This is a genomic window from Thalassospira sp. Z349TD_5 (assembly GCF_056173045.1).
In genome coordinates this window covers 636804-650013 of sequence record NZ_CM149654.1, presented here as the reverse complement: position 1 = coordinate 650013, position 13210 = coordinate 636804, and the positions used below count along the sequence as shown (strand labels likewise).

The 13210-nt window shown below is 55.0% G+C and carries 11 protein-coding genes; all 11 read left to right on the top strand.

Annotated features, from left to right (window positions below; all coding sequences use genetic code 11):
* Positions 1-185: 185 nt before the first annotated feature.
* The 11 genes from AC0VXT_RS02895 to AC0VXT_RS02845 all read left to right on the top strand — a co-directional run bounded on the left by AC0VXT_RS02895 (position 186) and on the right by AC0VXT_RS02845 (position 13204).
* Positions 186-1763 carry a helix-turn-helix domain-containing protein gene (locus AC0VXT_RS02895; RefSeq protein ID WP_475547429.1) on the top strand — a complete coding sequence of 526 codons (1578 nt, stop codon included), beginning with the start codon at positions 186-188 and terminating at the stop codon, positions 1761-1763.
* Positions 1764-1916: 153 nt separating this feature from the next.
* Positions 1917-2300 carry a response regulator transcription factor gene (locus AC0VXT_RS02890; protein ID WP_475547428.1) on the top strand — a complete coding sequence of 128 codons (384 nt, stop codon included), beginning with the start codon at positions 1917-1919 and terminating at the stop codon, positions 2298-2300.
* Between the two features lie 33 nt (positions 2301-2333).
* Entirely contained in the window at positions 2334-2555 is a 222-nt protein-coding gene (locus AC0VXT_RS02885) for a hypothetical protein (RefSeq protein ID WP_022731446.1), read from the top strand.
* 5 nt (positions 2556-2560) lie between these two features.
* Positions 2561-5299, top strand: coding sequence for an ATP-binding protein (locus AC0VXT_RS02880; protein ID WP_412777224.1), 2739 nt, complete (start codon positions 2561-2563; stop codon positions 5297-5299).
* A gap of 330 nt (positions 5300-5629) precedes the next feature.
* The gene (locus tag AC0VXT_RS02875) at positions 5630-6709 is read left to right on the top strand and encodes a LacI family DNA-binding transcriptional regulator (protein ID WP_475547427.1); all 1080 of its coding nucleotides are present in this window, start codon (positions 5630-5632) and stop codon (positions 6707-6709) included.
* Entirely contained in the window at positions 6709-7734 is a 1026-nt protein-coding gene (locus AC0VXT_RS02870) for an ABC transporter substrate-binding protein (protein WP_240626431.1), read from the top strand. Before AC0VXT_RS02875 ends, AC0VXT_RS02870 begins: the two co-directional genes overlap by 1 nt.
* Before the next feature lie 129 nt (positions 7735-7863).
* On the top strand, positions 7864-8691 hold the full coding sequence (locus AC0VXT_RS02865) for an ABC transporter permease (protein ID WP_101302770.1): 828 nt from the start codon (positions 7864-7866) through the stop codon (positions 8689-8691).
* The gene (locus AC0VXT_RS02860) at positions 8688-9467 is read left to right on the top strand and encodes an ABC transporter permease (RefSeq protein WP_475547426.1); all 780 of its coding nucleotides are present in this window, start codon (positions 8688-8690) and stop codon (positions 9465-9467) included. Before AC0VXT_RS02865 ends, AC0VXT_RS02860 begins: the two co-directional genes overlap by 4 nt.
* Positions 9460-10494 (top strand): ABC transporter ATP-binding protein, encoded by a 1035-nt coding sequence (locus tag AC0VXT_RS02855; protein WP_475547425.1) that lies wholly within the window; start codon positions 9460-9462, stop codon positions 10492-10494. The genes AC0VXT_RS02860 and AC0VXT_RS02855 overlap by 8 nt, the downstream gene beginning before the upstream one ends.
* Positions 10494-11423: a nucleoside hydrolase gene (locus AC0VXT_RS02850; RefSeq protein ID WP_475547424.1), complete on the top strand. Its 930-nt coding sequence runs from the start codon at positions 10494-10496 to the stop codon at positions 11421-11423. The genes AC0VXT_RS02855 and AC0VXT_RS02850 overlap by 1 nt, the downstream gene beginning before the upstream one ends.
* A complete protein-coding gene (locus tag AC0VXT_RS02845; RefSeq protein ID WP_475547423.1) occupies positions 11420-13204 on the top strand; it encodes an adenine deaminase in 1785 nt (594 codons plus the stop codon). Before AC0VXT_RS02850 ends, AC0VXT_RS02845 begins: the two co-directional genes overlap by 4 nt.
* Positions 13205-13210 lie beyond the last annotated feature (6 nt).

Genomic DNA, 13210 nt, shown 5'->3' with positions numbered 1-13210 from the left:
GTCTTGGGATTTGTTTCAGAAAAATCTGAGGCCTATTTTCTGGTTTGTTTTTTTCACGACCTGTCAAAACAATGGGGGTGCGTTGAAAATGAATCAACACCTAGTTGATATAGAAGAGTTTTTTTGTAAATATATAGATGGACGTTGTGAAAATTTGTAAATTTTGTCAAAAATGAGACTTTAGTATGACCCGTCAGGCCCCCATCGGACATCGTATTCGCGGTCGTCGTAAAGACATCGGCATGACCCAGAATGCGCTGGCCAAGACCGCCGGGATTTCGCCGTCGTACCTGAACCTTATCGAACATAACCGACGTTCGATTGGGGGTGGGCTGCTGATGCGCATTGCCGAGGCGCTGGACATTCAACCCCATACATTGTCAGGTTCAGAAGAAAGTCGCCTCTTATCAGACCTCAGCGAAGCCGCGTCTGATCCGGTGTTTCGCACAACCCCGATTGAACGCAGCGAGTTTCCGTCCATGATCGCCGCCGCACCGGGCATGATTGCGGCTTTTCTGTCGCTGTATCGCGCCTATCGCAGCGGGCTGGACAATGTCGATGCCCTGTCCGAGCGCCTTAGCCACGATCCATTTTTGACCGAAGCCAGCCACTCGATCCTGACGCGGATCACCTCGATCCGTTCTGTTGCCGAGATTTTCAACGATTATGACGACCTTCCCAATGAACAACGCGCGCGCTTTAACGCCACACTGGTGCGTGAATCACAGAGACTGGCCGAATCCGCGACCGAGATTTTCAACTTTCTTGAGCGCGGTGATGCCGGACGCCCGGCAACAAGCCCGGCCGAAGAAGTCGATGATCTGCTTAATGACAATGCCAACTACTTCCCGTCGCTTGAGGATCAGGCCGCGAATATGCGCCCGGCGATTGACCCGGACGGTGGATTGTTCCTGACCGACCTGATCAACTACCTTGAAAGCCATCACAAGATCAGGGTTGAACGCTTACCCTCTGAAGAATTCCCTACCGGCGGGTTTGAGTGGGACCAGAAAACCAAAACAGTGCGGTTTTCGCGCGCATTGCCAATCACGTCCGCACGGTTTCAGGCAGCGCGCACCATCTGCAGCATCGAGGCGATTGATGCCATCAACGGCGTTCTTGATAAGGCATCGATTAGCAGCGATGCCGGACGACACCGCGCAACCGAGGCGTTGGTGTCCTATTGTGCCGCGGCCCTCTTGTTTCCTTATGAACAGTTTCTTGCCGATGCGCGCACGTTCCGCCATGACATTGAATTGCTTCAGCAACGCTATGCGGCAAGCTGGGAACAGATTTGTCACCGCCTGACAACCTTACGGCGCACCGGGTCGGAAGGCATTCCCTTCCACCTTTTGCGAACCGATATTGCCGGTAATATTTCCAAGCGGTTTTCAGCATCGGGCTTGCAACTGCCGCGCTATGGCGGGGCCTGCCCGCGCTGGGCGGTGCATGAAGCATATCTTGCCCCCGAACGGGTCATTCCGCAATTTGTCCGCCTGCCTGACACAAGTGAATATTTGTTTGTCGCGCGTGCACTTCGCACAGGGGCGGGCGGATACGGGGTTCCGCAATCGGTTTATTCGGTGATGATTGGCTGTGATACGGCCTTTGCCCATGATGTGGTCTATGCCGATGGGCTACCGCTTGAGCGGCCCGATTCAGCCATTCCCGTCGGGATATCGTGCCGACAATGCCCGCGCGAAGATTGTCGGCAACGGGCGTATGAAATGTCGGATACGGCACTTGTATCGCCCGGCGCATAGTCACACGTGTTTTGCAGGATCCTTGCAATTTTAACGCACATTGGCACCCTGACTGATCGCATGAACCATACCACCCCAAAGTAGCATTATAATTCGATCAATTAACGGTTAGGATTGGCCGCATAAAATCCGAAAAATCGGGGAGAACGTCCTTTGAATAAGAGACCCAAGGTCCTGATCGCCGAAGATGAGGAAACCATTGTTGAGTCACTTAGCTTTTTGATGGAAAAAGAAGGCTATGATGTCAGCGTGGCCACAGATGGCCAAACCGCGATTAAAATGATCGCCCGCGACATTCCCGACATGGTGCTCCTTGATGTCATGATGCCCGGCTGTGACGGGTTTGAAGTCGTACGCGCCGTGCGCGCCGATCCGAAAACCAAACCGATCCCGATCATGATGCTGACGGCCAAAACACGCGAAGTCAACCGGCGCAAGGGACTGGAACTTGGCGTTGATGACTTTGTTACCAAGCCCTTCTCAACCCGCGATGTCGTATCACGGGTCAAGGCCCTGCTTGAACGAACGGAATGCTAACGCAGCCTTCACCCAATTGGCAGGAGCCCCATCATGACACCACCACGCAGATTGACGGAACGGGCATTTGTTTTGGTACTTGCCGCGTTTTTTGCATGGATACCGCCGCTGGTTGGGGTCTTTTCGCTTGATGGGCAAATCTTTGGCCTGCCGATCCTGTTTGTGTATTTTTTTGCTGGATGGGCTGTCCTGATTGCACTTTGCGCCATTCTCACGCGATCGTTGCGTAAAGTCGCCCAGTCAGAGAGGCCATAGACTATATGCTCTCCTCTGAACTGGTCATCTTGGTATCGATTGGGTATGTCGGCTTATTGTACGCCATTGCATGGTGGGGCGACAAACGTGCGCGCGACGGGCGATCATGGGTCCGCAATCCAACCGTCTATACGCTTTCGATTGCAGTATATTGCACATCCTGGACCTTTTACGGGGCGGTCGGCACGGCCGCGCGTAACGGGCTTGAATATCTGACCATTTACCTTGGCCCGACGGTAATCTTCCTTGGCTGGTGGTTTTTGCTGCGCAAGATGCTGCGCATTTCCAAGGCGCACCGCATTACCTCAATTGCCGATTTTATCTCGTCACGGTACGGCAAAAGTACGCAGCTTTCTGTATTGGTCACCTTGATCGCGGTGATTGGCACAACGCCTTATATTGCCCTTCAGCTCAAAGCGATTGCCACCAGCTATACGGTTCTGACCGTCTGGGATTACGGCATGACCCAACCGGTTACCGAAACCATAAGCGTGTTTTCAGACAGCGGCTTCTGGGCCGCCGTTGGGCTGGCCCTGTTTGGTATTCTGTTTGGCACGCGCTTCATTGATGCCGATGAACATCACGAAGGCATGGTTGCGGCCATTGCCTTTGAAAGTCTGGTTAAGATGTTTGCCCTTCTGGCGGTCGGCATCTTTGTTTGCTTTGTGATGTATGACGGGATTGATCACCTGTTTTCACAGGCACTCAACACGCCTGATACCGCCAAGCTTTTGCAACTGCCTGAAGATGGTAGTGCGCGCTGGATGACATTGATGATGCTGTCGATGGCGGCCATCCTGTGCTTGCCGCGCCAGTTTCAGGTGATCATTGTTGAAAATGTCGATGAACGCCATTTACCCACCGCAAGCTGGGCCTTTCCGCTTTATTTACTGGGCATGAACCTGTTTGTCCTGCCGATTGCGCTGGCGGGGCTTGGCGCCCTTCCGGCATGGTCGGACCCGGACTTTTTTGTCATATCCGTGCCGCTGTTTGAAGGCCAGTCGCTTCTGGCTCTTTTGGCTTACGTCGGGGGGCTATCGGCCAGCACCAGCATGGTGATTGTTGCGACCATCGCGCTTTCGACCATGGTGTGTAACGATTTGATCGTGCCGGCCTTGCTACGCATTCGGCCGTTTCGCATGACTGAACGCGATGATTTGACCGGGCTTTTGATCTTCATCCGGCGCGCATCCATCGTCGTCGTCGTATTTTTGGGCTTTGCCTATTACCGGTCCGCCGGGGCCAGTGACGCCCTGGCTGAAATCGGGCTGATTTCCTTTGCGGCCACGGCACAGTTCATCCCGATCATGATTGGCGGGCTGTATTGGAAAGGTGGCACAAAAACCGGCGCACAGGTAGGGCTTGTGGTTGGTTTTCTGATTTGGACCTATACGCTTTTGCTGCCGTCGCTTGCCGATAGCGGCTGGATGAACCCGGCCCTGATCCTGAACGGTGCGTTTGGTCATCCGTGGTTGCGCCCCGAAAGCCTGTTTGGGCTTTCCGATTTCGAGCCACTGACCCATGCGCTGATCTGGTCAATGTCGCTTAATACCGCATTTTACGTTCTGATCAGCCTGTTCACATCGCCAAGTGCGCTAGAACGCATTCAGGCAACCCTGTTTGTCGATGCCTTTTCGCGCAAGGGTCAGGATACCGTTATCTGGCGGTCATCGGCATCGGTCGATGATCTTTATGAACTTGTCGAACGGTTTTTGGGCCGTGAACGCGCGTTTCATTCGTTCCGCGACTTTGGCTGGGAAAAAGACACACCATGGCGCGGCAAGGGGGAGGCAAACGCCGATATGATTGCCTTTACCGAACGGCTTTTGGCCGGGTCAATCGGGGCCGCATCGGCGCGTGTGATGGTGTCATCGGTGGCCAAGGGCGAAATGGTCAGCCTTGAGGAAGTACTTGAAATACTTGAGGAAACATCGCACGTTATTGAATATTCCCAGCGGCTTGAACAAAAATCGGCGGAGCTTGAAAAGGCTGCTGCCGAGCTGCGCGCGGCCAATGACCGGCTCAAAGAACTCGACCGGCTTAAGGATGAATTCCTGACCATGGTCAGTCACGAATTCCGAACACCTTTGACCTCTATCCGGTCATTTTCCGAAATTCTGGTTGATACCCCCACCCTTGATCACGAACGGGCTGAACATTTCCTCAGCATCATTGTGCGTGAAAGCGAACGCCTGACCCGCCTGATTGATGATCACCTTGATCTGGCCCGGCTTGAAGCCGGTCATTCCGATTGGCGGGCGATTGATGTTGATCCGCGTACCGTGCTTGATGAAAGTGTCGATGCGGTCAAAGGGTTGCTGGATCGCAAGGGGGTTGCGCTTACCACCGATCTCGCCGCACAGACCGTGATGCTGCATGTTGATCGGGACCGCCTTACACAGGTGTTCATCAACCTGTTGTCGAATGCGGCAAAGTTTTCGGATCCGGAATATCCCAGCGTTTCTGTCCGGGGCGAGGCCATGGACGGTGGGTATCTGGTATCGATCACCGATAATGGCCGCGGCATTGCCCCCAACGAGCTTGAGATCATTTTTGATAAATTCTCACGCGGGGGGAAATATGCCGATGATAAGCCCAAACCATCGGGATCAGGATTGGGCCTGGCGATTGCCAAACATGTTGTTGAACATTGTCAGGGCAAAATATGGGCCGAAAGCCCACCGGGTAAAGGCGCGACATTCCGTGTCTTTATCCCCGGTCATGTGTTTGCCCCAAGCACATAACGACCCTTCAGACCCCAATCATGAATCGGGACGATCACCTGTCAATGCGTCCGTCATTCTGCTGTGTCCCACCGCATCCTGACCACAGGCGCACGCTTTTTCGCATGCACTTTTGCCCACTCGGTCCCCAGCAGATATTTATATCAGTTTTTCAATATTCTATCGCAAATTTCACCCGTGCTTTCACCATAGGAATCCTATCCCATCAGGGATAATGGATAAATTTTAACTCGACTCACAGGATCGGTTCGATTAACACTGACGCACTTGGTTAATCGTTTAATCACGTCACTTGACTTGAAACAGTTTCACGTTTCTGGGGAGGCCCCCTTGGCTGCATCGCGTATCGGACCGAACATGACCCAGATCGCCAAAGCCGTTGGCGTGTCGTCGGCGACTGTGTCCAACGCGCTTTCTGGCAAGGGTCGTGTATCGGCCGATCTGGTCGAAAAAATCCGCGCGACAGCCGCCGAACTTGGCTATGTCCCCAGCAATGCCGGGCGCGCGCTTCGCACGGGGCGATCCAATGTTTTGGGTCTGGTCCTGCCGGATATTTCCAATCCGCTTTTCCCGCAAATCGCACAGGCGATGGAAGTCGCCGCATCCAATGCCGGATACGGGGTTTTGATTGCCGATTCACGCGGTGACGTCACCACCCAGACACAGGCCATCGCACGGCTGATTGAACGCGGCGTTGATGGGCTGGTGGTTATTCCACGCCGCGGGACGCGCATCGGGTCGGTAAGCTGCCCGGTTGCCATGGTTGATACCCCGTCAACACCGGGCAACACCGTTTCAGCCGACCATTGGGAAGGCGGAGCAGAAATCACCCGTCACCTTCAGGACCTTGGCCATCGCAATTTCCTGTTTGTCGGCCATGATCAGGCGTCAAACGTGCAAAATGACCGCATTGGCGGCATGAAAGCCGCCCTTGGTTCCGATACACGCCATCAGACGATCTGGATTGAAACGCTGCTCAATGCGCAGCCAGACCGCACGTCGCTTGGCCTGATGGATCATGTAAAATCCGGCGTTACGGCGATTGCCGCGGTTTCGGATTTGCATGCCTTGCGCGTTCTGACCGAACTGCAAACAGCGGGCATCAAGGTTCCGCAACAGGTCAGCGTTACCGGTTTTGATGATCTGGTGTTTGCGCCAGTGGTTACCCCATCGCTCACCACGGTGCATATGAACATGACGCAGATCGCACAAATCGCGATTGCCGCCCTGATCACAGAAATCGAAATTCCCAAAACAATTGATCCCAATATTGAACACAAGAACGGTGCGGCGGTTTCACACACTGTCAAAGCCGATACGTCCAAGGTTTCCATGGAACTGATGGTGCGCGCCTCAAGCGGCCCGGCAGTTTCACCCGCCACACCAAGCCCGAATGGAGAAATTCTATAATGGCGATTAAAAAGCTGATGATGGCATCTGCCGCGCTGATTCTAAGCGTCACCGCTGCCAAGGCCGAAGAAAAAACCCTGACCATTTCCGTTTATGGTTTTGCACAGGATGCCTTCAAGGAACACCTGTATGAGCCGTTCGAAGAAAAATGTGGCTGTGAACTGGTTGTTGAAACTGGAAACTCCGTCGAACGTCTGGCCAAAATCGAAGCCAACAAGGAAAACCCGGTCATTGATCTGGCGGTGATTTCCATGCGCGATGCGCTTTCGGCGGCACGCAACGGCCTGACCGACAAAATCGACAACAGCAAGCTTGCCAATTTTGACAAGCTTTATGACATTGCCAAAGACCCCAATGGCGATGGCATGAGCATCGGCTACACCTTCTATGCAAGTTCGATCGCCTATCGTTCTGACAAGGTCACCATCAACAGCTGGGCCGATCTTCTGTCTGACGATCTTGCCGGGCGCGTGGCATTGCCAAACGTTACCACGACGCAAGGCCCGCTGACCCTTTATATGCTGGGCAAGGCACTGGGGGATGAAGACCCGTCGCTTAAAACTCCGATTGCCAAGGTTGGCGAGAAAAAAGACGACATCGTCACCTTCTATGTCCGGTCGTCCCAACTGGTTCAGTTGATGCAGCAGGAAGAAATCTGGGCTGCACCGATTGGCCGTTTTGCATGGGCCGGTTTTTCCAAAATGGACATGCCGATCAAATGGGCGACGCCAAAAGAAGGCCAGTCTGGCGGCATGAACGTTATGGTCCTGACCAAAGGCAGCAAGAACCGCGATCTCGCACTTGAGTTCATGGATTTCTGGTTGTCGACCGACATTCAGACCGCCCTGGCCGAGAACCTTGTCGACAGCCCGGCCAACAAGGATGTCGTGGTATCTGATGAGGTTGCCGACAACCTGACCTATGGCGCAGAAACGGTTAAGAACCTCCATCTCATCCCGTCTGAAGTTGCCCTGGATAACCGCGAAAACTGGTTATCGCAATGGAACAACAAGGTCGGTCAATAAGGCGCTGGATCTGAATTCGGGGCTGGTGACCGCACCGGCCCCGATGATCGATCCAAGACGCTAAACGCGACGCCCCACCTCCCCGTCGCGCCACCATTTACTTAACTTATCGACGACAAGGTTGCTGAGATGTTTCAGAACCGGGCCGAGGCCTTTGCGCTGGTCCTGCCTGCCGCGATCTTTGCCGGTGCCATCTTTTTGGTGCCCGTGGTGATCCTTCTTTCCGAGGGATTCCGATCCGGTGATAGCTGGACAATACAAGCCTATATCGACTTTTTTGCGCAGCCGCTTAATCAGGCGGTGTTTCTGCGCACCCTGAAACTTGCTGCCATGGTCACAGCCGCATCTGCGGTCATCGGTTATGCCGCAGCCTTTGCAATTGTCAATTTGCCGCCCAAGGGCAAAGGCCGCATCACCGGGCTTGTCGTTTTGCCGTTGATGATTTCGCCGGTTGCCCGGACATATGCATGGATCGTCATTCTGGGCCGTACCGGCATTGTCAACGAGGCACTGGTTGCTGTGGGCTTAAGCGATGAGCCGATCCGCTTCCTGTTTACCGAAACCGCGGTGTTTATCGGGTTGCTGCAACTGTTCTTGCCGTTGATGATCATTTCACTGATCAGCGCGCTTGAGAACATGCCACGCGATGCGGTCCCCGCCGCACGGGTTCTGGGTGCGAACTGGCTTCAAGTGTTTACCAAGGTCATCCTGCCGCTGACCAAGGAAGGTCTGGTTATTGGTGGAACACTTGTGTTCACTGGATCCATGACCGCCTACATCACCCCGGCCATTCTGGGTGGGTCAAAAGTTCTGATGCTTGAAACGCTACTGTATCAGCGTGTGACGATGGCCAATGATTTTGTCTCGGCCTCGGTGATTGCCCTGATCCTGATTGTGATGGCGTTTGCCGCCAACCTTTTGCTTAAACGACTGGCAACTGCGAGGAACAAGCGATGAGTAACAAGCTTTATGCCCCGATCATCTTGTTGCTGGTTCTGACCTTTTTGATCGGTCCGTTCATCATCATCATTGCCGCGTCGCTGTCAGCGGGTGAAACATTGTCCTTCCCGCCACAGGGATTGTCGTTGCGCTGGGTGATCAAGGTGTTTGAGGTCGAAAGTTTCCGGGCCAGTTTTGGCATTTCGATGTTTCTGGCAATTGGCGGCACAATTGCCGCCCTGATCCTTGGCATCCCGGCAAGCTATGCGCTATCGCGTTACAAGGTGCCGGGTGCCGAAACCATCCGCACCATCGTGTCATCGCCAATCATTGTGCCCGGTATCATCGTTGGTTTGGCGTTGCTGCGTTATTTCGTTGTGCCGTTTAATTTCGGCATTCTGTTTGCACTGTTTCTGGCCCACACCGCCCTGATCCTGCCCTATGCCGTGCGGGTGGTATCGGCCAGCCTGACCAACCTTCGATCCGACATCGAAGAAGCCGCCGTGTTGTTGGGCTGTTCGCGCGTTGGTGCCTTTTTCCGGGTGGTGATGCCCAATATTCGCGGTGGTATTCTGGCCGCCTTCATTCTGGGGTTTGTCACCAGTTTTAATCAGGTGCCCGTGTCGCTGTTTCTGTCTGGTCCGGGTGTGCGCACCCTGCCAATCGACATGCTCTCCTATATGGAGATCACCTATGACCCATCGGTCGCAGCCCTGTCGGCCCTTCTTGCTTTCATGTCGCTGGGCATTGTCTTTCTGGCCGAACGTTTCCTAGGATTTTCCCGCTATGTCTGATTCCCGTTTTCTGTCTCTTGAAAAACTGACCCTGTCCTATGGCAAAAACGTTGCCGTGCCGGAGATGGACCTTGATATCGCCAAAGGCGAACTTGTCGCCCTGCTTGGCCCGTCGGGCTGTGGCAAAACCACAACCATGCGCGCCATTGCCGGGCTGATGGAACCGGCATCGGGCGCCATTGTTCTGGACGGCACAAACATCACCCGCGTTCCAGCCAACAAACGCCCGGTCGGGCTGGTGTTTCAATCCTATGCGCTTTTCCCGCATCTCAACGTTTATGAAAACGTCGCCTTTGGCCTGAAACTGATGGGTGTTAAGGGCAAGGACCTTGAAACCCGTGTAAACGATGGCCTTAAAACCGTCGGTCTGTCGCAATATGCCACGCGCAAACCCGCCGAACTTTCCGGTGGCCAGCAACAGCGCGTGTCCCTTGCGCGATCCATGGTGATGGAACCCAAGGTCTTGCTGCTTGATGAGCCGCTTTCGAACCTTGATGCGCGCCTGCGACTTGAAATGCGCACCGAGCTACAGCGTGTGCAAAAAGAAAGCGGCGTGACGATGATTTTTGTTACCCATGATCAGGTCGAAGCCCTTGCCATGGCGGACCGTATCATCGTGATGCTCGATGGTCATATCGAACAGATCGGCACCCCCGAAGACATCTATAACAACCCGGCGTCCGATTTCGTGGCCGACTTTGTTGGTTTTGAAAACGTGTTTGAGCGGGTCGGCAACACCATCAAAACCGCAAATGGCGACGTTGCCATTTCGGGCAACATTGATGATGCGACCAAGGGTCTTGCCTGGCGTCCGTCCATGGTAACCTTGGGCGAAGGCCCCTATGAGGGAACCGTGCGTGGCACATCCTTTGCCGGGGGCACACGCGAATACCTGCTTGATACCCCGCTTGGACAGATCAAGGCCGAATGTGATGCCGCCCTTCCGGCACATAATTTTGGCGCGTTGCTTAAATTTGATCTTCCGGTCGCCAAGGCTGCCCAGCTTGCCCGCACCGGGAGCCTGTAATGGGACTTTGGATCGACACCGATATGGGGTTTGACGATCTGGCTTCTGTGCTGGTTCTAACCCATGCCGGACGCCAGATTGACGGCATGTCTTTGATTGCGGGCAACAGTCCGCTTGAAACCGTGCGCAGCAATGCGGCCAGTGCGGCCAAACTGTTTGGCTGGGATTTTCCGATCTTTACCGGGCGTGAAAAGGCTGTTCTGGGGGGGCTTGAAACCGCACAGGCCATCCTTGGCCCACGCGGCATGCAAAGTGCAGGCGCACATTTGCCTGAATGTCGCCCTGTGACTGAACGCTGTGCTTTTGGCGCCCTGTGCAAGTGGCTTGAACAGCCTGCCGCTGGGGATGACAAAAAACATATTCTGGCCCTTGGTCCACTTGGCAATCTTGCCGCTTTGGCCTTGGCCCGTCCAGATTTGGCCCGCAAGATTGATCAAATCACCTGGATGGGCGGTGCGGCGGGGCGCGGCAATCATACAGCCCTTGCCGAATATAATGCCTTTGCCGATCCCGAAGCGCTGGCAATTGTACTGGCCCATGAATTGCCTGTTCGCATGGTTGAACTTGATCTGTGCCGCAAGGTTATTGCGACCCCGGACGATGTCCATGCCATCCGCATTGCGGGCGGCCAGAATGCCAGCCTTTTGGCCGATCTGACCGACGGCTACATCAATATCGGGATTTCACGTGGACGCAGTGGCATGGCGATTTTTGATCCGGTTGCCGCAATTACACTCCTTGACCCTGACGTTGTGCAATTTGCCAACACCCATGTTGCGGTTGACACCAGCCAAGGTGTCGCGCGGGGGCAAACCCATATTGATCCCACCGCAACCGCCAAATTCAATGCGCAATATGGTGTCACGGTTGATGCTGATCGTGCACGCACCATGATCTTTGACGCGCTAAAGGCAGAAGCCGCAAAATGACAGACAGAAATTCAGAACCCCTTGACCTGCATGACGATGCCTTACGTGCGCGCGCGGTTGCTGCTGCCCGTGGCGATGCCCCGTTTGACGTGCTGATCGTCGGTGGGAAAATCGTTGATATGGTCACCGACGAAATCCGCCTTGCCGATATCGGCATTGTTGGAAAAATGATCGCCAGTGTCCACGAACCCGCCACCCGAAGCGATACCCGCACCCTGATCAGTGCACGGGGCAGGTTTATCAGTCCGGGCCTGATCGACACGCACATGCATGTTGAAAGCTCGATGACGACGCCTGCAACCTATGCCGCAACCGTCGTGCCACGCGGTGTCACCACCACGGTCTGGGACCCGCATGAATTTGGCAATGTGCTGGGGCTTGACGGGGTGCGCTGGGCAACCGATGCGGTGCGTGATTTGCCGTTGCGCGTCCTTACCCTTGCGCCGTCCTGCGTTCCCGCCGCACCGGGGTATGAAGTATCAGGGGCTGATTTTGATGGCGATGCCATGACTGAAATGCTGTCATGGCCAGACATCCACGGCGTTGCCGAGGTCATGAACATGCGCGGCGTCATCGACCGTGATCCGCGCATGAGCAGCATAGTCCAAGCGGGCCTGACATCGCAAAAACTGGTGTGCGGCCATGCACGGGGACTGGAAAACAGCGACCTTGCCGCCTTTATCGCTGCCGGCATCGGATCGGACCATGAGCTGGTGTCAAACGACGATCTGATGGCCAAACTGCGAGCCGGGTTGACGATTGAAATGCGCGGATCGCATGACCATTTGCTGCCGGGGTTTGTGCAAACTCTCAATGAGCTTGGATTCCTGCCACAAACCGTCACACTTTGCACAGATGATGTTTTCCCCGATGATCTGGCCAACGCAGGCGGGCTTGATGATGTTGTGCGGCGTTTGGTGCGTTATGGCATGAAACCCCAATGGGCCTTGCGCGCCGCAACGCTGAATGCTGCCACGCGTTTGGGGCGCAATGACTTAGGGCTCATTGCGGCCGGACGGCGGGCCGATATTGTCATTTTTGATGATCTTGACGGCTTTGTCGCCCACACCGTTCTTGCCAATGGCAAAATGGTCGCAAAATCTGGCGAACTTCAAACACAGCCCACGGCCCTTGACCCGGCCCCGCTGACCGACACCATGAAGATCGCCCCGCTGACAGTCGATGATTTCCGCATTGCTGCGACCGGTGACAAAGTCCGTATCGCCACCATTGATCGCCCTCGCTTCACCCGCTGGGGCGAGGTTGAGGCAGACGTCAAAGACGGTTTTGTCATCCCGCCCGACGGCACGACTTTGATCGCGGTCGCCCATCGCCATGGCAAGGTTGATGCCACACCACGTGTGGGCCTGTTGGAAAACTGGGGCACTTGGCGCGGTGCGGTTTGCACCACTGTTTCGCACGACAGCCACAACCTGACTGTTTTTGGCGGCAACCCCAAAGACATGGCAATTGCCGCCAATGCGGTGATCAAGGCCGGTGGCGGAATGGCGGTTGCGTCAAACGGTAGACTTGATGCGATCTTGCCGCTGCCGCTGTGTGGGCTGGTGTCCGATGCCCCGATGGATCAAGTCGCCGAACAATTCTCCCACATCCGGGCGGCTACCGATGCCATCGTTGACTGGAACCCGCCGTATCTGGTGTTCAAGGCGCTGTTTGGCGCGACCCTTGCGTGCAACGCGGGCCCCCACCAAACCGATCGCGGCATTGGCGATGTCGAAATCGGTAAACTTCTGGAAACGCCGGTGCTGAGTTCCCAGTAATCAACG

Bases quoted from the DNA above. Each gene is read 5' to 3' on its own strand.
- AC0VXT_RS02895 (WP_475547429.1), top strand. From the start codon at position 186: ATGACCCGTCAGGCCCCCATCGGACATCGTATTCGCGGTCGTCGTAAA.
- AC0VXT_RS02885 (WP_022731446.1), top strand. From the start codon at position 2,334: ATGACACCACCACGCAGATTGACGGAACGGGCATTTGTTTTGGTACTT.
- AC0VXT_RS02880 (WP_412777224.1), top strand. From the start codon at position 2,561: ATGCTCTCCTCTGAACTGGTCATCTTGGTATCGATTGGGTATGTCGGC.
- AC0VXT_RS02870 (WP_240626431.1), top strand. From the start codon at position 6,709: ATGGCGATTAAAAAGCTGATGATGGCATCTGCCGCGCTGATTCTAAGC.
- AC0VXT_RS02865 (WP_101302770.1), top strand. From the start codon at position 7,864: ATGTTTCAGAACCGGGCCGAGGCCTTTGCGCTGGTCCTGCCTGCCGCG.
- AC0VXT_RS02860 (WP_475547426.1), top strand. From the start codon at position 8,688: ATGAGTAACAAGCTTTATGCCCCGATCATCTTGTTGCTGGTTCTGACC.
- AC0VXT_RS02855 (WP_475547425.1), top strand. From the start codon at position 9,460: ATGTCTGATTCCCGTTTTCTGTCTCTTGAAAAACTGACCCTGTCCTAT.
- AC0VXT_RS02850 (WP_475547424.1), top strand. From the start codon at position 10,494: ATGGGACTTTGGATCGACACCGATATGGGGTTTGACGATCTGGCTTCT.
- AC0VXT_RS02845 (WP_475547423.1), top strand. From the start codon at position 11,420: ATGACAGACAGAAATTCAGAACCCCTTGACCTGCATGACGATGCCTTA.